The sequence below is a fragment of the Streptomyces sp. NPDC107500 genome (genome assembly GCF_055582785.1).
Genome location: NZ_JBVJPF010000004.1, coordinates 602151 through 623299, shown reverse-complemented (window position 1 = coordinate 623299; position 21149 = coordinate 602151). Strand labels below are relative to the sequence as shown.

The 21149-nt window shown below is 72.0% G+C and carries 17 protein-coding genes; 10 read left to right on the top strand and 7 right to left on the bottom strand.

Going from position 1 to position 21149, the window contains the following annotated elements; translation table 11 throughout:
* Positions 1-92 precede the first annotated feature (92 nt).
* The 3 genes from ACZ67M_RS19345 to ACZ67M_RS19335 are packed head-to-tail and all read left to right on the top strand — an operon-like array spanning position 93 to position 2403.
* Positions 93-773: an ABC transporter permease gene (locus ACZ67M_RS19345; protein WP_122615259.1), complete on the top strand. Its 681-nt coding sequence runs from the start codon at positions 93-95 to the stop codon at positions 771-773.
* Positions 770-1441 (top strand): ABC transporter permease, encoded by a 672-nt coding sequence (locus ACZ67M_RS19340; protein ID WP_361359468.1) that lies wholly within the window; start codon positions 770-772, stop codon positions 1439-1441. The genes ACZ67M_RS19345 and ACZ67M_RS19340 overlap by 4 nt, the downstream gene beginning before the upstream one ends.
* Complete coding sequence (locus tag ACZ67M_RS19335) at positions 1438-2403, top strand: ABC transporter substrate-binding protein (protein WP_469851871.1); 966 nt, start codon at positions 1438-1440, stop codon at positions 2401-2403. The genes ACZ67M_RS19340 and ACZ67M_RS19335 overlap by 4 nt, the downstream gene beginning before the upstream one ends.
* Before the next feature lie 19 nt (positions 2404-2422).
* Here ACZ67M_RS19335 and ACZ67M_RS19330 read toward each other — a convergent pair whose 3' ends face one another.
* A complete protein-coding gene (locus tag ACZ67M_RS19330) occupies positions 2423-3577 on the bottom strand; it encodes an ABC transporter ATP-binding protein (protein ID WP_469851869.1) in 1155 nt (384 codons plus the stop codon).
* A gap of 229 nt (positions 3578-3806) precedes the next feature.
* Here ACZ67M_RS19330 and ACZ67M_RS19325 point away from each other — a divergent pair, with 229 nt between their 5' ends.
* A complete protein-coding gene (locus ACZ67M_RS19325) occupies positions 3807-6935 on the top strand; it encodes a family 78 glycoside hydrolase catalytic domain (RefSeq protein ID WP_469851867.1) in 3129 nt (1042 codons plus the stop codon).
* Here the strand turns inward: ACZ67M_RS19325 and ACZ67M_RS19320 are convergent.
* From ACZ67M_RS19320 to rhaI, 6 genes are all read right to left on the bottom strand, one after another.
* Entirely contained in the window at positions 6908-7564 is a 657-nt protein-coding gene (locus ACZ67M_RS19320) for a LutC/YkgG family protein (RefSeq protein WP_392017088.1), read from the bottom strand. The genes ACZ67M_RS19325 and ACZ67M_RS19320 overlap by 28 nt on opposite strands.
* Positions 7561-9054: a LutB/LldF family L-lactate oxidation iron-sulfur protein gene (locus tag ACZ67M_RS19315; protein WP_469851866.1), complete on the bottom strand. Its 1494-nt coding sequence runs from the start codon at positions 9052-9054 to the stop codon at positions 7561-7563. Before ACZ67M_RS19315 ends, ACZ67M_RS19320 begins: the two co-directional genes overlap by 4 nt.
* Complete coding sequence (locus ACZ67M_RS19310; protein WP_392104162.1) at positions 9051-9806, bottom strand: (Fe-S)-binding protein; 756 nt, start codon at positions 9804-9806, stop codon at positions 9051-9053. The genes ACZ67M_RS19315 and ACZ67M_RS19310 overlap by 4 nt, the downstream gene beginning before the upstream one ends.
* Before the next feature lie 78 nt (positions 9807-9884).
* A complete protein-coding gene (locus ACZ67M_RS19305) occupies positions 9885-11345 on the bottom strand; it encodes a rhamnulokinase (protein ID WP_392239784.1) in 1461 nt (486 codons plus the stop codon).
* Positions 11342-13381 (bottom strand): bifunctional aldolase/short-chain dehydrogenase, encoded by a 2040-nt coding sequence (locus ACZ67M_RS19300; protein ID WP_469851863.1) that lies wholly within the window; start codon positions 13379-13381, stop codon positions 11342-11344. The genes ACZ67M_RS19305 and ACZ67M_RS19300 overlap by 4 nt, the downstream gene beginning before the upstream one ends.
* A 115-nt stretch (positions 13382-13496) precedes the next feature.
* Complete coding sequence (rhaI, locus tag ACZ67M_RS19295; RefSeq protein WP_361359494.1) at positions 13497-14657, bottom strand: L-rhamnose isomerase; 1161 nt, start codon at positions 14655-14657, stop codon at positions 13497-13499.
* Positions 14658-14933: 276 nt separating this feature from the next.
* On the opposite strand from rhaI, the gene ACZ67M_RS19290 reads away from it, so the two are divergent.
* From ACZ67M_RS19290 to ACZ67M_RS19265, 6 genes are all read left to right on the top strand, one after another.
* Positions 14934-16451 (top strand): sugar ABC transporter ATP-binding protein, encoded by a 1518-nt coding sequence (locus tag ACZ67M_RS19290; protein WP_469851862.1) that lies wholly within the window; start codon positions 14934-14936, stop codon positions 16449-16451.
* Positions 16448-17488 carry an ABC transporter permease gene (locus ACZ67M_RS19285; RefSeq protein ID WP_361359499.1) on the top strand — a complete coding sequence of 347 codons (1041 nt, stop codon included), beginning with the start codon at positions 16448-16450 and terminating at the stop codon, positions 17486-17488. The genes ACZ67M_RS19290 and ACZ67M_RS19285 overlap by 4 nt, the downstream gene beginning before the upstream one ends.
* On the top strand, positions 17481-18458 hold the full coding sequence (locus tag ACZ67M_RS19280) for an ABC transporter permease (RefSeq protein WP_361359502.1): 978 nt from the start codon (positions 17481-17483) through the stop codon (positions 18456-18458). The genes ACZ67M_RS19285 and ACZ67M_RS19280 overlap by 8 nt, the downstream gene beginning before the upstream one ends.
* Positions 18459-18583: 125 nt before the next feature.
* Positions 18584-19666: a rhamnose ABC transporter substrate-binding protein gene (gene rhaS / locus ACZ67M_RS19275; RefSeq protein ID WP_392017109.1), complete on the top strand. Its 1083-nt coding sequence runs from the start codon at positions 18584-18586 to the stop codon at positions 19664-19666.
* Positions 19667-19696: 30 nt separating this feature from the next.
* The gene (locus ACZ67M_RS19270) at positions 19697-20017 is read left to right on the top strand and encodes an L-rhamnose mutarotase (protein ID WP_122615244.1); all 321 of its coding nucleotides are present in this window, start codon (positions 19697-19699) and stop codon (positions 20015-20017) included.
* An 87-nt stretch (positions 20018-20104) separates the two neighbouring features.
* Complete coding sequence (locus ACZ67M_RS19265) at positions 20105-21130, top strand: LacI family DNA-binding transcriptional regulator (RefSeq protein ID WP_361359508.1); 1026 nt, start codon at positions 20105-20107, stop codon at positions 21128-21130.
* Positions 21131-21149: the final 19 nt, after the last annotated feature.

Genomic DNA, 21149 nt, shown 5'->3' with positions numbered 1-21149 from the left:
GTGTACTCAGCGACACCACCGTCCGGTGGCCGGCGCCCCGTACGGGCCACCACAACGCGCCCGCCGCCGCGCGGGGCCGATGCAATGGGAAGGTGACCGCACCTCCGGACGACTGTCTCGCGCGCAACGAGTGGATCTGCGGGGAGTATCTGAGCACCCGCCGTGAGATCCTCCTCGACGCCGTGCTCCAGCACCTGGAGCTGACCGCAGCCTCGGTGCTCGTCGCGCTCGTCGTCGCCCTGCCGCTCGCGGTGCTGGCGCGCCGCCGCCGCTGGGCGGCCGGGCCCGTGCTGGCCGTGACCACGATCCTGTACACGATCCCGTCCCTGGCCATGTTCTCCCTGCTCCTGCCGGTGTACGGGCTGTCGGCGAGCCTCGTCGTCGCCGGGCTGGTGCTGTACTCACTGACGCTCCTGGTCCGCAACATCCTCGCCGGGCTGCGGGCGGTGCCCGAGGAGATCCGGCAGGCGGCGCGCGGCATGGGCTACGGCCCGGTCCGGCTGCTGCTGGCCGTCGAACTGCCGCTGGCGCTGCCCGCCGCGATGGCCGGCCTGCGGATCGCGACCGTCTCCGCGGTGTCGCTGCTGACGGTGGGGGCGATCGTCGGCTTCGGCGGTCTCGGCAACCTCATCTACTCGGGGATGAACACCTACTTCAAGGCACAGGTGCTGACCGCCTCCGTGCTGTGCGTGCTGATCGCCGTCGCCGCCGACCTGCTGCTGCTCGGCGCCCAGCGGCTGATGACCCCCTGGACCAGGGCGGCCCGCGGATGACCACACTGACGGCGGCCTGGGACTGGCTCACCGACCCCGCGCACTGGCCGGGCGAGAACGGCATCACGCACCGTCTCGTGCAGCACCTCGTCCTCACCGTCGTCTGCCTGGTCATCAGCTGCCTGATCGCCCTGCCGGTCGCCCTGGTCCTCGGCCATCTCGGCAGGGGCGGCGCCCTGGCCGTCAACATCTCCAACGTCGGCCGGGCCGTCCCCACCTTCGCCGTGCTGGTCCTGCTGCTCCTCACCCCCGTGGGCCGCTGGGGCGAGGGCCCGACCGTCGTCGCCCTCGTGCTGTTCGCCGTGCCGCCGCTGCTCACCAACGCCTACGTCGGCATGCGCGAGGTCGACCGGGGCGTGGTCCAGGCGGCCCGCGGCATGGGGATGACGGGGCGGCAGATGCTCTTCCGCGTGGAACTGCCCCTTGCGCTTCCCATGGTGATGAACGGGGTACGCATCGCCGCCGTCCAGCTCGTCGCGACCGCCACCATCGCCGCCCTCGCGGGCGGGGGAGGGCTGGGCAGGATCATCACCGCGGGGTTCAACCTCGCCAGCACGCCGCAGGTCGTGGCCGGTGCCGTCCTCGTCGCCGCCTTCGCGCTGGTCGTCGAGGGCCTCTTCGAACTCGCCGAACGGCTGTCCCCGCGGTGGGCGAGAGGCGCGGGATGACCCGCCCGCCCCAGACCCGACGCGGGCCGGCCCCCACGGTCCTCCTGGTCCTCCTGGTCCTCACCGGATGCGCCACCGGCCCGTCCCTGGAGGACCGCGGGTCGGTCACCGCGCCGCCCGGCGACAGCCGACGGCTGACCGTCGGGTCCGCCGGATTCACCGAGAGCGACCTGCTGGCCCAGATGTACGCCCTGCTGCTGAGCGACGCCGGGTACGAGACGTCGCTGATCACGGTCGCCAACCGCGAGCTGTACGAACCCGCCCTGGAGTCCGGGCAGATCGACGTCGTCCCCGAGTACGCCGCCACCTTCGCCGACTGGCTGAACGCCAAGAGCCGCGGCGCCGACGCGCCCCCGGTCGGCTCGCCCGACCTGGACACCACGATGCGGGCGCTGCGCGGGCTGGCCGCGCCCCGCGGACTCACCGTCCTGGACCCCGGCCGGGCGGTGGACCAGAACGCCTTCGCGGTGAGCGGGTCCTACGCCCGCCGGCACGGTCTGAAGACCCTCGGCGACCTCGGGGACTCGGGACTGGAGGTGCGGCTCGCGGCGGGCGACGAGTGCGTGGAGCGGCCGTACTGCGCGCCGGGACTGCGCGAGACGTACGGCATCGACATCACGGCCGTCGACCCCAAGGGCGTCGGCACGACGCAGGCGAAACGGGCGGTGCAGAACGGCGAGGACCAGCTCGTGCTGACCACCACCACGGACGCCACCCTGGACGCCTTCGGCCTGGTGCTGCTCGCCGACGACAAGAAGCTCCAGAACGCCGACTACATCGTCCCGGTCGTCAACCGGGCCCGGGCGGGCGGCAAGGGCGTCACCAAGGCGCTCGACCAGCTCAACGCGGTGCTGACCACGGCCGACCTGGCCGACCTGAACCAACAGGTGGACAGCTGGCGCCGGCTGCCGGAGGACGTGGCCCGTTCCTACCTCCGGGACAAGGGCCTGCTGAAGGGCTGACGGCCGCGGCACCCACCCCTCAGGCGTCCGCCACCGAGTCGAACGGCACCTCGTCCCGCGGCACCCCCAGCGCGTCCGCGTCGACCGACCTGCGCAGCGCCTCGTGCAGCTTGGCGGGCGTCAGGACGCCGAGGAAGCGGGCCCCGTCCAGGACCGCGACCCAGCCCGCGTCGTGCTGGAGCATCACCCCGAACGCCTGCTTCAGCGGCGCGCCCACCGGCACCCACGCCTTCATCCGGCGGGCGTGCGCGCCGACCGTCCCGTCCGTGCCGAGGTCGTCGACACCGACCCAGCCGTGCAGTTCGCCCTCGTCGTCCAGGACGACGGCCCACCGCGCTCCCCGCGCCCGCAGTCCGGCGGCGGCCCGCCCGGCCGGCTCGTCCAGCCGCGCCACCGGCGGCTGTTCCAGGTCGCCCGGCTCGACCTCGGTCACCGACAGCCGCTTCAGGCCGCGGTCCGCGCCCACGAAGGAGGCGACGTAAGGCGTCGCGGGAGTGCCGAGCACCGCGCCGGGCGTGTCGTACTGCTCGATGCGTCCCTCCCCGTACACGGCGATCCGGTCGCCCAGCCGCACCGCCTCCTCGATGTCGTGCGTGACCAGCAGCACCGTCTTGCGCACCGCGGCCTGCATCCGCAGGAACTCGTCCTGCAACTGCGCCCGTACCACCGGGTCGACCGCCCCGAACGGTTCGTCCATCAGCAGCACGGGCGGATCGGCGGCCAGCGCCCGCGCCACGCCGACCCGCTGCCGCTGCCCGCCGGAGAGCTGGTCCGGATAGCGCGGCCCGAACCGGGCCGGGTCCAGGCCGACCAGGTCGAGCAGCTCGGCGGCCCGCTCCCGCGCCTTCGCCCGTTTCCAGCCGACCAGCGCCGGCACCGTCGCCGTGTTGTCCAGCACCGTCCGGTGCGGGAAGAGCCCCACCTGCTGGATGACGTACCCGATCCGCCGCCGCAGCCGCACCGGGTCGACGCTCGCCACGTCCTCGCCGTCCACGAGGATGCGCCCCGAGGTCGGCTCGATCAGCCGGTTCACCATCATCATCGTGGTCGTCTTGCCGCAGCCCGACGGGCCGACGAGCGTGACCAGCTCGCCCTCGGCCACCTCCAGACTCAGGCCGTCCACGGCCGTCGTCCCGTCCGGATAGCGCTTGGTGACGTCCTCGAACCGGATCATGACCTCACGCTAGACGCGGGCGCGGCCCGCCGCTCACCGGTGACGTCCCGTCGGAGGATGAACGGTTCAATCCGGTTTTGAAAAGTTTCAAAAGTTGTCTGAAGTGCAGCGGTCGAAATATTTCGGTTCGACCCGTGGACACCTGCCGGAACTGTCACTAGGTTCGCCGTCGTTCGCTCTGAATCGATACAACTCCCCGGGAATACCGACGGCCGAAAGGGATGACGGCATGGAGGACGGAGTGCACGGAGAGCACGAGGAGCGCACCACGGTGCGGCGCAGAACGGTCCTGGCCACCACGCTCGGCGCGCTGCCGGCGGTCATGGCCTACCAGGCGGGCGCCGCATCCCCCGCCACGGCCGCACCGGTCGAGACCCCCGCCGACGGGGGCGGCACCTCGGTGACCGGCCTGACCACGGAACACCGCACGAACCCGCTCGGCACCGACGCCCCCCGCCCGCGCTTCGGCTGGCGCACGCACTCCACCGCCCGGGGCCGCAGGCAGACCGCGTACCGGATCCTGGTGGCCACCGACCCGCGCCGCCTCGCCGCCGGCCGCACGGACGTGTGGGACAGCGGCCGCGTCACCTCACCCGACTCGGTGGCCGTGCCCTACGCGGGGCCCGGCCTGCGCGCCACGACCCGCTACCACTGGACGGTGACGGTCTGGGACGAGCACGGCCGCGCCCGCACCGCCCCCGCCGCCCGCTTCGAGACCGGCCTGCTCGGCACCGACGGCGTCACCCACTGGGACGGCGCCCGCTGGATCGGCATGGCCGGCAAGGCGCCGAACAGCGCCGGAGCCCCACTCCTGCGCCGCCAGGAGCCGCTGCGCCGCGCCCGGGTCGCCGAGGCCCGGCTGTACGTCTCGGCGCTCGGCGTGTACGACGCGTACGTCAACGGGCGGCGCGTCGAGGTACCGCACGGCGACGGCAGCACCGCCGAACTGCTGACCCCGGGCTGGACCAACTACGACGCCCGGGTCGACTACCTCACCTACGACGTCACCGACCTGGTGACGGCCGACCGTTCGCGGGTCACCCTCGGCGCGGTGCTCGGCAACGGCTGGTACAACAGCCGCGTCTCCGAGGGCAGTACGTACTACTCGGCGGACGGAAACCCGCTCGCCCTGAAGGCGAAACTGCTGATCCGCTACGCCGACGGCACCACGCAGAGCCTCGTCACCGCCCCGGACGACGGCTGGCGGGCCACCGACACCGGTCCCTGGCGCGCCGACGACATCTACGACGGCCAGACCTACGACGCCCGCCGGGAGCTGCCCGGCTGGGCGGCGGGCGGCTACGACACCTCCGGCTGGGCCGAGGTCGCCGAACACGACCTCGCCGCCCGGTTCCCGGACGCCCGAGTCGTCGCCCATCCCGGCGAATCGGCCCGCATCGTGCCCGAGTGGGACCTGCGCCCGCGCTCCGTCACCGTCCACACGGGCGTCACCGGCCAGGAGGGTAGCCCGAACGGCAGGGGCCGCGTCGTCGCCGACCCCGAGCGCACCGTCACCGACCCCGGCCGCGCCGCCCGCGCGCAGGTCGTCCTGCGGCCCGGCGAGACCGCGGTCCTCGACCTCGGCCAGAACATGGTCGGCGTCCCCCGCTACAGCCTGCGCGGCCCGTCCGGCGCCCAGGTCGTCCTCACCTTCGGCGAGATGCTCAACGACACCAGCGCGGGCGCCGACGGCCCCGAGGGCTCCGTCTACCGGGCCAACCTGCGCTCGGCCAAGGCCACCAGCACCTACGTCCTCAAGGGCGACCCGACGGGCGAGACGCACCAGGACTCCCTCACGTTCTACGGATTCCGCTACGTCTCCGTCACCACCACGGCCGAGGTCACGCTCACCGCGCTGACCGGCCGGGTCGCCACCTCCGCCGTCCACGACACCGGCACGGTCACCACCGACGACGCCAAGGTCAACCAGCTGATCGGCAACGTCCGGTGGGGACAGCGCGGCAACTACTTCTGGGTGCCCACCGACTGCCCGCAGCGCGACGAGCGCCTCGGCTGGACCGGCGACACCCAGGTCTTCGCCGCCACCGGCCTCTACAACGCCGACGCCGTCACCTTCCTCAGCCACTTCCAGGACAACCTGATCGACTCCCAGCGGATCTACGGCGTCGACGGCGCCCAGTTCACCGCCGTCTCACCGGGCAACCGCTACAACGCCGCGCAACCGGTCAGCGGCTGGGCCGACTGCGGAGTGGTCGTCCCGTGGACGGTGTGGCAGATGACCGGCGACCGCACCGTCGTCGACCGCAGCTGGGAGGCGATGACCCGCTACGTCGACTGGATCCGCGGCCGCAGCGCCGACGGCCACACCGGCCAGGGCGCCCTGTTCGCCGACTGGCTGGCCCCGCAGAGCACCGGCACCCAGCTCATGAGCGACGTCTACTACGGCTACAGCGTCCGCCTGATGGCCCACATGGCCCGCGCCACCGGCCGCGCCGGCGAGGCCGACACCTACGACCGCCTCTTCGCCGGTATCCGCCGCGCCTTCATGGCCGCCTACCTGGACACGGCGGACGGCAAGGTCACCGTCCGCTCCAGCCGCGGCGGCAAACCGATCAACGGCCCCGACCCCGAGGACGACAGCCAGACCGCCCTCCTCTGGGTCCTCAAACTCGGCTTCTACGACACCGAGGCACAGCGCCGGGCCCTCGTCGGCCTGCTCGCGGAGAACATCGGCAACGACGCCGCCTACAAGGAGGCCCACCCCGGCAGCACCCGCGTCCAGTACGCCGAGAACACCCTCTCCGTCGGCTTCCTCGGCGTGAACGTCCTCGCCCCGGTCCTCACCGACGAGGGCCGCGCCGACCTGGCCTACGCGCTGCTCCACCAGAACGCGATGCCGTCCTGGCTGTACTCCGTCGACAACGGCGCCACCACCATCTGGGAGCGCTGGAACTCGTACTCGAAGGAGGACGGCTTCGGACCGGTCGAGATGAACTCCTTCAACCACTACTCCTACGGCGCCGTCATGGAATGGATGTACGAATCCATGGCCGGCATCGCCCGCGACCCGGACCACCCGGGCTTCCGGCACTTCCGGCTCCGCCCGCACCTCGACCCCACCGGCCGCATCAAGCACGTCACCGGCTCGCACCTGTCGCCGTACGGCGAGATCCGCAGCGAGTGGACCATACGGGGGCGCACGGTCCATCACCGGGCCGCCGTCCCCGCCAACTCCACCGCCACCCTGCGCCTTCCCACGGCCGACCCGGACGGCGTCCGCGCGGGCCGGACCCCGCTGGCCCGGGTCGACGGGGTGGAGTACCTGGGCGCCGAGGACGGCACCGTCTCCTATCGGCTGCCCTCCGGGCGCTACGAGGTGACGTTCCCGCTCGGCTGACCGCCCACCAGCACCACTTCCAGGGTGCGCGGACCGTGCACCCCCTCGACCCGGTCCAGCTCGATGTCGCTGGTCGCCGACGGACCGGAGATCCACGTCAGCGGACGGGCCGGGTCGAGGCGTTCGAGGGCCTGCGGGACGGAGGAGACCACCTGGTCTGGTACGCGCACGACGCAGATGTGGTGGTCGGGCACGAGGGTGATGCGCCGGCGCCCCTGGTCGGGCGAGCCGTCCAGCACGATCGTGCCGGTCTCGGCGACGGCGACCGCGCAGCCGGTGACCACGCTGTCCACCCGGTCCAGCTCCGGCGCCGTACTCGCCGCCTCGTCCGGGACCGGGCTCGCCCCCGCCTCCGCCAGCCAGCCCGGCTCCAGCCCCGGCGGCACCAGCACGCTCCGCGAGCCGCGCGCCGACAGCAGACCGGCGAGCAGCGCGGGCAGCTCACCGTCCGCGCACCGGTGCACGATCGCCCGGTAGTCCGCGAGGTTCTCGGCGAGCAGATCCACCGTCTGCCCGGTGGTCCGCCGCCCGTGCTCGCGCAGGTAGTCCCGTGCGACGGGCACCTCGTCGGCCGGCGCGTCGGCGAGGGCGCGCCGCACCCGTCCCAGGATGCGTTCCCTGCTGCTCACTTCGCCTCGTCCCTTCCGCCGTGCGTGCGCTGCCACCAGTCCCGGAACGGCTCCGGAGGCACCGGTGGCAGGTCCCGGCTGCCGCTCCACGCCCGTCCGGGGCCCGGCAGGGTGCGCGGATGCAGACGGCGGCTGCGCGAGGCAAGGCGCTGCCCGGTCCGCAGCGCCCCCGGACGGGTGAAGGCCCACCGCGCCGCCCGCATCGCCGCCCGTTCGGCGGCGTGGCCCCTCGCCGGTTTCAGCACGACCCGGTTGCCCTCCCGCACCGCGGGCCCGCCCTGCACCACCCGCTCCCGCAGATGCACCAGCACCTCGGGGATGTCGATGGCGACCGGGCACACCTCGTAGCAGGCACCGCACAGCGAGGACGCGTACGGCAGGGAGGCGTCGATCTCGCTGCCCGTACCGCGCAGTTGGGGGCTGAGGATGGCGCCGATCGGGCCAGGGTAGACCGAGCCGTAGGCGTGGCCGCCGGCCCGCTCGTACACCGGGCACACGTTCAGGCAGGCCGAGCAGCGGATGCAGCGCAGTGCCTGGCGGCCGACCTCGTCGGCGAGGGTGTCGGTGCGGCCGTTGTCCAGCAGGACCAGGTGGAAGGCGCGCGGGCCGTCCCCTTCCCCGGCCTCGCCGTCCCTGGTGCCCGTCCACATGGAGGTGTACGGGTTCATGCGCTCGGCGGTCGAGGAGCGGGGGAGGGTCTGGAGGAAGACCTCCAGGTCCCGCCAGGTCGGCACGATCTTCTCGATGCCGACGACCGAGATCAGCGTCTCCGGCAGGGTCAGGCACATCCGTCCGTTGCCCTCGGACTCCACGACCACCAGCGTGCCGGTCTCGGCGACCATGAAGTTGGCGCCGGAGATGCCGACCTTGGCCCGCAGGAACTTCTCCCGCAGGTGCAGCCGTGCCGCCTCCGCGAGTTCGGCCGGTGTGTCGGTCAGGCCCTCGGGCGCCGGGCGGCCCCACTCGCTCATCTCGGAGCGGAAGATGTCCCGGATCTCGCCCCGGTTGCGATGGATGGCCGGCACCAGGATGTGCGAGGGCCGGTCCTTGCCCAACTGCACGATCAGCTCGGCCAGATCGGTCTCGTAGGCGTTAATGCCCCGGGCCTCCAGCGCCTCGTTGAGACCGATCTCCTGCGTCGCCATCGACTTGACCTTGACGACCTCGCTCTCACCGGTCTCCTCGACCAGCCGGGCGACGATCTCGTTGGCCTCGTCCGCGTCGGCGGCCCAGTGCACCGTCCCGCCCGCGGCCGTGACCGCCTCCTCCAGCTGCACCAGATACCGGTCGAGATGGCGCAGGGTGTGGTCCTTGACGCGCTTACCGGCCTCGCGCAGCTCCGCCCAGTCCTCCAGTTCCGCGACCGCGCGGGCCCGCTTGTCCCGGATGGTGTGCGTGGCGTGGCGCAGATTGCCGCGCAGGGTGGTGTTGCCCACGGCCTCCCGCGCCGCCTCGGGAAAGGCCGGCATCCCCAGATACGTCCCGCTCATACGGCCGCCGCCTCCTCCGTGCTCGCCAGGATCTCCGCGATGTGCACCGGGCGCATGCCCGTGCGCAGCCGCGCCATCGTCCCGCCGATGTGCATCAGACAGGAGTTGTCCGCGGCGCACAGCACCTCGGCGCCCGTCGACTCGGCGTTGCGCACCTTGTCCGCGCCCATCGCCGCCGACACGTCGGAGTTCTTCACGGCGAAGGTACCGCCGAAGCCGCAGCACTCCTCGGCCCCCGGCAGCTCCAGCAGTTCCAGGCCCTTCACCGACTCCAGGAGCCGCCGGGGCCGGTCGCCCAGGCCCAGGCTGCGCAGTCCGTGGCAGGTCGGGTGGTAGGTCACCGTGTGCGGGTAGTACGCCCCGACGTCCGTCACCCCGAGCACGTCCACCAGGAACTCCGTCAGCTCGTACGTCTTCGGCACCACCGGCGCCAGCGTCGCCGCGAGCGTGTCCCCGCGCCCCTCCGCCCGCGCCCGCTCGCCCATGCGCGGATACAGCTCCCGCACCATCGCGCCGCACGAACCCGACGGCGTCACGACCGCGTCGTACTCGGCGAAGACGTCGGCGAAGCGCCGGGCCAGCGGCTCGGCCTCGTGCCGGTAACCGGTGTTGTAGTGCGCCTGTCCGCAACAGGTCTGCGCCATCGGGAAGTCGACGTCGACGCCCAGTCTGGTGAGCAGCCTCAGCACGGCACGGCCGGTGTCCGGATAGAGCGTGTCGTTGACGCAGGTCAGGAACAGGGCGACACGCATCGCGACTCCTCATGTTCGATCATCGGATGAATGATGAGTGCAGGGTAGTCCGTACGGCGGCGCCGGGGGAGCCCCGGCTCACCGGTCGGCAAGTCGGGCCTCGGCCGCCCGCCAGCGTGCCGTGCCACCGCGCGGCTCGTACCGGGTCAGCGACTGGGTGCGGGCCAGCAGCCGCCGCGTTCCGGCGAGATCGTCCACCAGGCCGTGGGCGCGCGCCTGCACGAGGACGTTGCCGAGCGCGGCGGCCTCCGTCGGCCCCGCCACCACGGGCAGTCCGCAGGCGTCGGCCGTCAGCTGGCACAGCAGCGCGTTGCGGGTGCCCCCGCCGACGACGTGCACGACGTCCACCGGGTGCGCGGCGAGCCGCTGGGCGTCCTCGACCGCCCTGCGGTGGGCCAGCGCCAGCGAGTCGAGGATGCAGCGGGTCACCTCGGGGGGCGACGCCGGCACCGGCTGCCCGGAGGCACGGCACGCCTCGGCGATCCGCTCCGGCATCCGCCCCGGCGCCAGGAACGCGGGGTCGCCCGCGTCCACCACCGAGCGCAGCGCGGGCACCCGGGCCGCCGCGCGCAGCAGTCCGCCCAGATCGGGCTCGCCCCACGCCCGTACGCACTCCTGGAGCAGCCACAGCCCCATGATGTTGCGCAGGTAGCGGACCGTGCCGTCCAGCCCCAGCTCATTGGTGAAGTTGGCGGCGCGGCTCTCCTCGGTCAGCACCGGGGCGGTCAGCTCCAGACCCGCCAGCGACCAGGTGCCGGTGCAGATGTAGGCGAACCGCTCGTCCGCGGCCGGTACGGCGGCCACCGCGGACGCGGTGTCGTGCGAGCCGACCGCCGTCACCGGCACGGGCCCGGTGAGCCCCGTCTGCTCCAGCACCTCGGGCCTCAGCAGGCCCGCCGCGTCCCCCGGCCGCCGCAGCGGCGCGAACAGGCCGAGGTCGATGCCCGCCCGGTCCGCCACCTCCCGCGACCAGTCCCGGGTGCGGGGGTCGATCAGCTGGGTGGTGGAGGCGTTGGTCAGCTCCGTGCCCTGCTCCCCGGTCAGCCAGTACGTCAGCAGGTCCGGCACCAGCAACAGCCGCCGGGCGGCCGCGAACCGGGCCGTGCCGCGGGCGGCGACGAGCTGGTACAGGGTGTTGAAGGGGGCGTACTGCAACCCGGTCGCCGCGTACAGCTCCGGGGCGGGCAGCGTCTCCCACACCCGCTGCGCGACGCCCTCGGTGCGGGGGTCGCGGTAGTGCACCGGATTGCCGAGGAGCGCTCCGTCCGCGTCGAGCAGGCCGTGGTCGACGGCCCAGCTGTCGACGCCCACCGAGTCCACCCGCCCCGCCGCCCGCAGGCCGTCCAGCACGCCCGCGTACAGCCCCAGGATGTCCCAGTGCAGCCCTTCGGGCGTGCGCACCGGACGGTTGGGGAAGCGGTGCGCCTCGGTCAGCTCCAGCCGGTCGGGGCCGACGCGGCCGACCATGACGCGCCCGCTGGACGCGCCGAGGTCGACCGCGGCGTACGCCCTCGTGCCGGCGTCCCTCGCACCGCTCATCGCAGGAACGCGGCGGCCACGCCGGCGTCCACCGGGACGTGCAGGCCGGTGGTGTGGGTCAGGTCGCCGCCGGTCAGCGCGAACACGGCGTTCGCGACGTGCTCGGGCAGCACCTCGCGCTTGAGCAGTGTGCGCTGCGCGTAGAACTCGCCCAGCTTCTCCTCGGGCACCCCGTACACGGCGGCCCGCTGGGCGCCCCAGCCGCCCGCGAAGATGCCGGAGCCGCGCACCACGCCGTCCGGGTTGACGCCGTTGACCCGGATGCCGTGCTCGCCCAGCTCGGCGGCGAGCAGCCGCACCTGGTGGGCCTGGTCGGCCTTGGTCGCGGAGTAGGCGATGTTGTTCGGCCCGGCGAAGACCGCGTTCTTCGAGGCGATGTAGACGATGTCGCCGCCGAGTTCCTGCGCGGTCATCACCCGCGCCGCCTCGCGCGAGACGAGGAAGGAGCCGCGGGCCATGATGTCGTGCTGGAGGTCCCAGTCCTTCGCGGTGGTCTCCAGCAGCGGCTTGGAGATGGAGATCCCCGCGTTGTTGACCACCAGGTCGACGCCGCCGAAGGCGAGCACCGCCGCCCTGAAGGCGTCGGCGATCTGCTCCTCGGAGGTGACGTCGACGGTCACCGCGACGGCCCGGTCCGCCCCGCCCAGCTCCTCGGCCACCTCCGCCGCGTTCGAGGCGTTCAGGTCGGCCACCACCACGCAGGCACCCTCCTCGGCCAGCCGTCGCGCGATCGCCCTCCCGATCCCGCTGCCCGCGCCGGTGACCAGCGCGACCCGCGTCGCCAGCGGCTTGGGCCTCGGCATCCGCCGGAGCTTGGCCTCCTCCAGCGCCCAGTACTCGATGCGGAACTTCTCCGACTCCTCGATCGGCGCGTACGCCGACACGGCCTCCGCGCCGCGCATCACGTTGATCGCGTTGACGTAGAACTCGCCGGCCACCCGGGCGGTCTGCTTGTCCTTGCCGAAGCTGAACATGCCGACGCCCGGCACCAGGACGATCGCCGGGTCGGCGCCGCGCATCGCGGGCGAACCGGGTTCGGCGTGCCGGTGGTAGTAGGCGGCGTACTCCTCGCGGTAGGCGGCGTGCAGCTCCTTCAGCCGCGCCACCGTCTCGTCCAGCGGGGCGCTCGGGGGGAGGTCCAGGACCAGCGGGCGGACCTTGGTGCGCAGGAAGTGGTCGGGGCAGGAGGTGCCGAGGGCCGCGAGCCGCGGGTGTTCGGCACGCGCGAGGAAGTCGAGCACCACGTCCGTGTCGGTGAAGTGGCCGACCTGCGGCCGGTCCCGGGAGGCGAGAGAGCGCACGTACGGAGCCAGCGCCGCCGCCCGCTCGCGCCGGTCGCCCTCGGCCAACGCCTCGTAGCCCTCGATCACCGGCCCGAACGGCTCGGCCTTCCCGCGCTCCTGGAGGAACCGTTCCGCGGTGCGGATGATGTGCAGCGAATTGCGCTCGCACTCCTCGGAGGTGTCGCCCCAGGCGGTGATGCCGTGCCCGCCGAGCACGCACCCGATCGCCGCCGGATTGGCCTCCTTGACCGCCGCGATGTCCAGCCCCAGATGGAACCCGGGCCGCCGCCACGGCACCCACACCACGGTGTCGCCGAAGCACTCGGCGGTCAGCTTCTCGCCGTCGGCCGCGCAGGCCAGCGCGATCCCGGAGTCGGGGTGGAGGTGGTCCACGTGCGCGGCCTCGACGAGCCCGTGCATCGCCGTGTCGATGGAGGGCGCCGCGCCGCCCTTGCCGTGCAGGCAGTAGTCGAACGCGGCGACCATCTCGTCCTCACGCCCGACGCCCGGGTAGACGTCCTTGAGCGCCCGCATCCGGTCCAGCCGCAACACCGCGAGCCCGCCCTCGGTGAGCGTCCCGAGATCCCCACCGGACCCCTTGACCCACATCAGCTCGACATCACCTCCGGTGACGGGATCGGTCCCGACACCCTTCGCGGAGGCGTTGCCGCCGGCGTAGTTGGTGTTACGGGGGTCAGCACCGAGCCGATGCGAACGGGCGAGGAGTGCTTCGGCTTCGGGGTGGACAGCCATGTCTTCCAGTCCTTACGAGAGAGGGAGGGAGAAGCGCCCCGTAAGGGGCGCGGGGAACTGCGCGATCAACCACGGACAACCCGCAGCCCGCGAACAACACAAACCCGGCAGACGCCTACGCCCCCCACCCCGCCTGCTGCCCACCCACCCGCTCGGCGACGACCTTCTCGGCCCACCCGCAGGCGCGGTACGCCTTCATGGGCTCAGGGTCGAGACCCATCTCCCCCCGCACCTCACGAAGCAGCGGACGCACGTCCGTGTTGTACGCGTCCATCAGCACCGCGTTGGCCTCCAGCACATCCCCGTCGGCCTGCGCAGCGGCCAGCGCCGCCCCGTCGACCAGCAGCGCCTTCGCCGTGGCCTCCTGCACGTTCGTGACCGACCGGATGATCGCCGGGATCTTCGCCTCGATGTTGTGGCACTGGTCGAGCATGAACGCCACGTCCGACGAGAACCCGCCCCCACGCACCACCTCGTACATGATCCGGAAGAGCTGGAACGGATCGGCCGCGCCGACCATCAGGTCGTCGTCCGCGTAGAAGCGCGAGTTGAAGTCGAACCCGCCGAGCTTCCCCTCGCGCAGCAGCGTCGCCACGATGAACTCGATGTTCGTGCCCGGCGCGTGGTGCCCCGTGTCGACCACGACCTGCGCCTTCTCGCCCAGCTTCAGGCAGTGCGCGTACGCCGTGCCCCAGTCCGGCACGTCCGTCGTGTAGAACGCCGGCTCGAAGAGCTTGTACTCCAGCAGCATCCGCTGCCCCTCGCCGAGCCGCTCGTACACCTCGGCCAGCCCGTCGGCGAGCCTGTCCTGCCGGGACCGGATGTCGTCCTGCCCGGGATAGTTGGTGCCGTCGGCGAACCACAGCTTCAGGTCCCGGGACCCGGTGGCGTCCATGATGTCGACGCACTCCAGCAGGTGGTCGACGGCCTTCCTGCGCACCGCCGCGTCGGGGTGGCAGATGCTGCCCAGCTTGTAGTCGTCGTCCTGGAAGGTGTTCGAGTTGATGGCGCCGACCCGTACCCCGCGGTCCTCGGCATGCCTGGCCAGCGCGGCGTAGTCCTCGACCCGGTCCCACGGGATGTGCAGGGCCACGGTCGGGGCGACGCCGGTGAACTCGTGCACCTTGGCCGCGTCGTCCAGTTTCTCGAACGGGTCGCGCGGGACACCGGCCTGGGCGAACACCTTGAAGCGGGTGCCCGAGTTCCCGTACGCCCACGACGGAGTCTCGACGGCCTGGGTCTTGAGCGCTGCCTTCACCGCGGCTGGTTCGGTCACTTCGGGGCTCCTGTGACGTCGGGTCGTGGCCCGCTGTGCGCACGACCACCTATGAAACGATTCAGAACGCGAAGCTATGAGCCGTCCGCAGGGGTGTCAACCCTCCCGGCCGACCCCGCTGTCCGTGACTCGGTCGTGACCTTCGGATATCGCGAGTTTTTCGATCCGGAACCATTGACGTGACATGGCCTCGCTGCCTAACGTCCCCGGCAACCGAGTTGAAACCTTTCACGACGCCGTGAGGGCCGTCCCGCCGGCGTCGTCGAGGAGCCCCCAATGACCCACCCGTCCGACACGGGTACGGCCCCGGTTCTGGCGCTCAGGGACGTCTCCAAGTCCTACGGCGCGGTCCGCGCGCTGCGGGACGTCTCCCTGGACCTGTTCCCCGGCGAGGTGCACGCCCTCGCCGGCGAGAACGGCGCCGGAAAGTCGACCCTCATCAAGACGCTCGCCGGAGTGCACCGGCCGGACGCCGGCCAGGTGCTGCTCGACGGCGCGCCGATCGTCTTCCACGGTCCCGGCGACGCCCGCGACGCCGGCATCGCCGTGATCTACCAGGAGCCCACCCTCTTCCCCGACCTGTCGATCGCCGAGAACATCTTCATGGGCCGCCAGCCCCGGCGCGCGCTCGGCCGCATCGACCACCGGGCGACCCACGACGCCACCGCGGACCTGATGCGGCGCCTCGGCGTCGAGCTGGACCCCGACCGCCCCGCGCGCGGCCTGTCCATCGCGGACCAGCAGATCGTGGAGATCGCCAAGGCCCTCTCGTTCGACGCCCGCGTCCTGATCATGGACGAGCCGACCGCCGCCCTCACCGGCAGCGAGGTCGCCCGGCTCTTCGGCGTCGTACGCAGCCTGCGCGAGCAGGGCGCCGCCGTGCTGTTCATCTCCCACCGCCTGGAGGAGATCTTCCGCATCTGCGCCCGTGTCACCACGCTGCGCGACGGCGCCCGGATCTCCAGTGAGCCGCTGGACGGCATGACCGAGGACGACCTGGTGCGCCGCATGGTCGGCCGCGACCTCGACGAGCTGTACCCGAAGCAGGAGGTCCGGGCCGGCGAAGTCGCCCTCAGCGTGCGCCGGCTGACCCGCGAGGGCGTGTTCACCGACGTCTCCTTCGAGGTGCGCCGCGGTGAGATCGTCGCCCTCGCCGGACTGGTCGGCGCCGGGCGCACCGAGGTCGCCCGCTCCGTCTTCGGCGTCGACCGCTGGGACGCCGGGACGGTGGAGGTCGACGGCAGGCCGCTGGTCAACGGCGCCCCCTCCACCGCGATGGCCGCCGGCCTCGCCCTCGTCCCGGAGGACCGGCGCGCCCAGGGCCTGGTGATGGGCATGTCCATCGAGCGCAACATCGGCCTCACCGGGCTCCGTACGACGGTGCGGGGCGGGTTCATGGACCGCGGCGCCGAGCGCAGCCGCTCCCTCGACTGGGCCGTCAGGCTCCAGGTCAAGTACGCCCGCATCGCCGACACCGTCTCGACCCTCTCCGGCGGAAACCAGCAGAAGGTCGTCCTCGCCAAGTGGCTGGCCACCGGACCCAAGGTGCTGATCGTCGACGAGCCGACCCGCGGCATCGACGTCGGCACCAAGGCCGAGGTGCACCGGCTGCTGAGCGAACTGGCCGCCGACGGCGTGGCCGTACTGATGATCTCCTCCGACCTGCCGGAGGTCCTCGGCATGGCCGACCGCGTCCTCGTGATGCACGAGGGGCGGCTGACCGCCGAGATACCCCGCACCGACGCCACCGAGGAGACCGTGATGGCCGCAGCCACGGGGAGGGCAGCCGCATGACGGTGACCGCACCCGACCCGAGCCCCGTGGCCGACATCCCCAAGGCCGGCGCCACCCGCCTGGTCGACCGCATCTTCAAGATGCGCGAACTGGCGATCCTGCTGGTCTTCCTGGTGATGATCGGCGTCACCCAGGCCGGGAACAGCGAGTTCCTGTCCGAACAGGGCATCAAGGACCTGCTGCTCAACGCGACCATCCTGGTGCTGGTCGCCACCGGCCAGTCACTGGTCGTCATCACCCGCAACGTCGACCTGTCGGTCGGCTCCACCCTCGGCATCAGCGCCTTCGCCGCCGGTACGTATCTCCAGGGCGGCGGCAACCCGTTCGTCGCCGTGGTCCTCGCTGTCCTGATGGGCGTCGGCTTCGGCCTCCTCAACGGCCTGCTCGTCAGCCTCGGCCAGGTCCCGGCGCTGGTCGTCACCCTCGGCACCCTCTACATCATCCGCGGCATCGACTCCATCTGGGTCGGCTCCCGCCAGATCACCGCGGCCGACCTGCCCGGCGGCTTCGTCGACTTCGGCTCCGGGGGAATCTGGGCCGTGCCGTGGCTGGCGCTGATCGCGCTCGCCGTGCTGGTCGCCACGGCGTACTACCTCAAGCACTTCGGCGGCGGACGCGAGCTGTACGCGCTCGGCTCCAACCCCGAGGCCGCCCGGCTGGCCGGCATCCCCGTGCGCAAACGGATCCTCGCCGCGTACACCTTCTGCGGTGCCCTCGCCGGACTCGCCGGCGCCCTCTACCTGGCGCGCTTCGGCAACGTCGACTCCGGCACCGGCAACGGCTACGAACTGACCGTCGTCAGCGCGGTGGTGGTCGGCGGCGTCGTCTTCACCGGCGGCTCCGGCAGCGTCTACGGCGCGGCCCTCGGCGCGCTGCTGCTGACCTCGATCAACAGCGTGCTGCCCGCGCTCGGCGTCAGCTCCGTGTGGGTGCTGGCCATCAACGGCATCCTGCTCATCCTCGCCATCGCCGTCGACCGGATCGTCGCGCTGCGCGTGGCCAACGCCCTGAAGAAGAGGAACGCACGCCATGGCTGACGGCTCTTTCGCGCGAGCGATCCGCTGGGACACCGCCGTGGGTGCCCTGCTCATCGTGGTCCTGCTGTTCTCCTTCGGCTTCGTCGACGGCTTCGGCAACGCCCTCAACCTGTCCTTCCTCATCGGCAACACGCTGCCGATCGCGCTCATCGCCCTGCCGATGACCCTGCTGGTCGTCTCCGGCGAGATCGACCTGTCGGTCGCCTCGACCGCCGGTCTCTCCGGCGCGGTGATGGGCGCCCTGTGGAACCAGGGCATGACCATCGAGGCGATCATCCCGGTCTGCCTGCTGCTCGGCGTCGTCTGCGGCCTGGTCAACGGGCTGCTGGTCACCCGGCTCGGCCTGCCCTCCCTCGCCGTGACGATCGGCACCCTGGCGGCCTACCGGGGCATCGCGCAGATCGTGCTCGGCTCCGACGCGGTCACCGACTTCCCCTCGCAGTACCTGGACTTCGCGGCCGGCCGGATCGGCGACACGTTCGTCCCGTACGCCTTCCTGCCGTTCCTCGTGCTGCTGGCCATCGCCGTGGTCGCCCTGCACGCCATGCCGTTCGGCCGGGCGCTGTTCGCGGTCGGCGCCAGCGAGGAGGCCGCGCGGTTCGCCGGGATCCGGGTCCGGCGGCAGAAGCTGATTCTCTTCACGCTGACCGGGCTGATGTCCGCGCTGACCGGGGTCTTCTGGGCACTGCACTACGCGAGTGCGCGGTACGACAACGCCACGGGGCTCGAACTGTCCGTCGTCGCGGCCGTGTTGCTGGGCGGCATCGACTTCGACGGCGGGAAGGGCACGCTGGGCGGCGCGATCGCCGGGGTGTTCCTGCTCGGGGCGTTGCAGAACGTGATGAGTCTTCAGGATGTCTCGGCGCAGTCGCAGATCGTCGTGACCGGTGTGCTGCTCGTGTTGTCCGTGCTGGGACCTCGGGTCGCTCGGCAGGTCTCGGTCGCGCGGGCGCAGAGGCTGACCTCCTAGCGATGTACGACGGCTGCGGGCCGCATGTGGCTGGTCGCGGCCACGCGGCGGAGCCGCATGTCGAAACAGTCCCGCGCCCCCGACGGGGCGCGCTCCGCTCACCCTCCGTCAGAAGGAAACCCACCATGCGCAAGTCCTCCCTCCGCCGTAGCTGCGTAGTGCTCACCGCTGTCACCTCCCTCGCCCTCGCCGCCACCGCCTGCGGTGGCACCACCAAGGAGGACGTCAAGGACGAGGGTGGCAAGGCCGCCACCGCCGGGAAGGCCGATCCGAACGCCGAGACGAAGAAGGGGCTGACCGTCGGCTTCCTGCCCAAGCAGGTCAACAACCCCTACTTCACCGTCTCCGACAAGGGCGGCGAGAAGGCACTGAAGGAACTCGGCTCCAGCTACAAGGAGGTCGGCACCTCCAGCGGCACCGACACCGCCGGCCAGGTCTCCTACGTCAACACGCTCACCCAGCAGCAGGTCGACGCCATGGCCGTCTCCGCGCAGGACCCGGGCGCCCTGTGCACCGCGCTCAAGCAGGCCATGAAGAACGACATCAAGGTCGTCACCTACGACTCGGACACCAACCCCGAGTGCCGCAACGCCTTCATCTCCCAGGCGTCCGCCGACGACCTCGGCCGCACCCAGGTGCAGCTGCTCGCCGAGCAGATCGGCAACAAGGGCGAGATCGCGATCCTCTCCGCCGCGCAGACCGCGACGAACCAGAACGCCTGGATCGACATCATGAAGGACGAGCTGAAGGACCCAAAGTACAAGGACATCAAGCTGGTCACGGTCGCCTACGGTGACGACGACGCGCAGAAGTCCTTCCAGCAGACCCAGGGCCTGCTCCAGGAGCACCCGAACCTGAAGGGGATCATCTCCCCGACCACCGTCGGCATCAAGGCCGCCGCCCAGTACCTGTCCGGCTCCAAGTACAAGGGCAAGGTCAAGCTGACCGGCCTCGGCACGCCCAACGACATGCGCAAGTACGTCAAGAACGGCACCGTCGAGGCGTTCGAGCTGTGGGACCCGGCCAAGCTCGGTGAACTGGCCGCGCGCACCGCCGTCGCCCTGTCCTCCGGACAGATCACCGGCAAGGAGGGCGAGACCTTCAAGGCCGGCGCCATGGGCGAGTACACCATCGGCAAGGACGGCGTGATCAACCTCGGCAAGCCGACCGTCTTCACCGCCGAGAACGTCGACCAGTACAACTTCTAGCCTCCACCTCGCGTACGGGAGCGGTACTTCATGCGACGCGTCTGTTTCCTGCTCAAGGTCCGCCGGGACCGCATCGCGGAGTACCGCGAACGCCACGCAGCCGTGTGGCCGGAGATGTGCGAGGCGCTCTCCGCCACCGGCTGGCACAACTACTCGCTCTTCCTGCGCGACGACGGCCTGCTCGTCGGCTACCTGGAGACCGAGGACTTCGCCGCCGCCCGGGCAGGCATGGAGGCCACCGAGGTGAACGCCCGGTGGCAGGCGGAGATGGGGCCGCTCTTCGAGTCCCTGGACGGGACGCGTCCCGACGAGGCGATGAAGCCCCTGACCGAGGTGTTCCACCTCGCCTGAGGCGACTCTTCCCGGGGCGGCGCAGGTAGTGTGAAGGCCCTGCGGCCGCCCACCCGTACCCGGCCCGACCTCGGAGGTCCCTGCCCGATGGCCCATTCCGTGGGTATCAAGGACGTCGCCCGCGCCGCCGGAGTTTCCGTGGGCACGGTCTCCAACGTCATCAACCGGCCCGACACCGTCGCGACCGAGACCCGCGCGCGGGTGCTGTCCGCGATCGACCGGCTCGGCTACGTCCGCAGCGAGTCCGCGCGCCAGCTGCGCGCGGGCCGCAGCCGGATCATGGGGCTGCTCGTCCTCGACATGGGCAACCCCTTCTTCGTGGACGTCGCGCGCGGCGCCGAGCGGGCCGCGCGGGACGCCGGGCTCGGTGTGATGGTCTGCAACAGCGCCCAGAACCCCGGCGAGGAGGCCGAGTACCTCTCGCTCTTCGCCGAGCAGCGGGTCCGGGGCGTCCTGCTCACCCCCGCCGACGCCACCGGCCGCAACATCGAGGGTTTCCGGCGCCACAACATCCCCTTCGTGCTGGTCGACCGGGTCGCCGAGGGCACCACCGAGTGCTCGGTCTCCGTCGACGACGTCGCCGGCGGCGCGCTCGCCGTGCGCCACCTGGTGGACGCCGGACACCGCTCCATCGCCTACGTGAGCGGCCCGCCGGGACTCAACCAGGTGCGCGACCGCCGTACCGGCGCGCTCGCCGCGCTCGCCGAGGCCGGACTCGGCCCCGACGCGCTGCGCGAACTGCCCACCGAACGCCTCGACGTCTCCGCCGGGCGCGACGCCGGCGCCCGCCTGCTCGGGCTCGCCGACCGGCCGACCGCCGTCTTCTGCGCCAACGACCTGCTCGCCCTGGGCGTCCTCCAGGCCCTGTACGCGGCCGGGGTAAGCGTCCCCGACGACCTCGCGATCGTCGGCTACGACGACATCGAGTTTGCCGCCGCGGCGGCCGTCCCGCTCACCTCCGTGCGCCAGCCCGCCGTCACCATGGGCGCGATGGCGGCCGAGCTGCTCCTGGAGGAGACGGAGCTGGACGGCACCGACCGGACCCACCCGCACCGCCGGGTGGTACTCCAGCCCGAACTGGTGGTGCGGCGCTCCAGTCTCGCCGCCCGCTGACCGGCCGCCCGGAACGATT

Excerpts from the sequence above, each read along its gene's own strand:
- ACZ67M_RS19340 (WP_361359468.1), top strand. The coding sequence starts at position 770 with ATGACCACACTGACGGCGGCCTGGGACTGGCTCACCGACCCCGCGCAC.
- ACZ67M_RS19325 (WP_469851867.1), top strand. The coding sequence starts at position 3,807 with ATGGAGGACGGAGTGCACGGAGAGCACGAGGAGCGCACCACGGTGCGG.
- ACZ67M_RS19310 (WP_392104162.1), bottom strand. The coding sequence starts at position 9,806 with ATGCGTGTCGCCCTGTTCCTGACCTGCGTCAACGACACGCTCTATCCG.
- ACZ67M_RS19265 (WP_361359508.1), top strand. The coding sequence starts at position 20,105 with ATGGCCCATTCCGTGGGTATCAAGGACGTCGCCCGCGCCGCCGGAGTT.
- rhaS (WP_392017109.1), top strand. The coding sequence starts at position 18,584 with ATGCGCAAGTCCTCCCTCCGCCGTAGCTGCGTAGTGCTCACCGCTGTC.
- ACZ67M_RS19315 (WP_469851866.1), bottom strand. The coding sequence starts at position 9,054 with ATGAGCGGGACGTATCTGGGGATGCCGGCCTTTCCCGAGGCGGCGCGG.
- ACZ67M_RS19305 (WP_392239784.1), bottom strand. The coding sequence starts at position 11,345 with ATGAGCGGTGCGAGGGACGCCGGCACGAGGGCGTACGCCGCGGTCGAC.
- ACZ67M_RS19290 (WP_469851862.1), top strand. The coding sequence starts at position 14,934 with ATGACCCACCCGTCCGACACGGGTACGGCCCCGGTTCTGGCGCTCAGG.
- ACZ67M_RS19280 (WP_361359502.1), top strand. The coding sequence starts at position 17,481 with ATGGCTGACGGCTCTTTCGCGCGAGCGATCCGCTGGGACACCGCCGTG.
- ACZ67M_RS19330 (WP_469851869.1), bottom strand. The coding sequence starts at position 3,577 with ATGATCCGGTTCGAGGACGTCACCAAGCGCTATCCGGACGGGACGACG.
- ACZ67M_RS19335 (WP_469851871.1), top strand. The coding sequence starts at position 1,438 with ATGACCCGCCCGCCCCAGACCCGACGCGGGCCGGCCCCCACGGTCCTC.
- ACZ67M_RS19270 (WP_122615244.1), top strand. The coding sequence starts at position 19,697 with ATGCGACGCGTCTGTTTCCTGCTCAAGGTCCGCCGGGACCGCATCGCG.
- ACZ67M_RS19300 (WP_469851863.1), bottom strand. The coding sequence starts at position 13,381 with ATGGCTGTCCACCCCGAAGCCGAAGCACTCCTCGCCCGTTCGCATCGG.
- ACZ67M_RS19285 (WP_361359499.1), top strand. The coding sequence starts at position 16,448 with ATGACGGTGACCGCACCCGACCCGAGCCCCGTGGCCGACATCCCCAAG.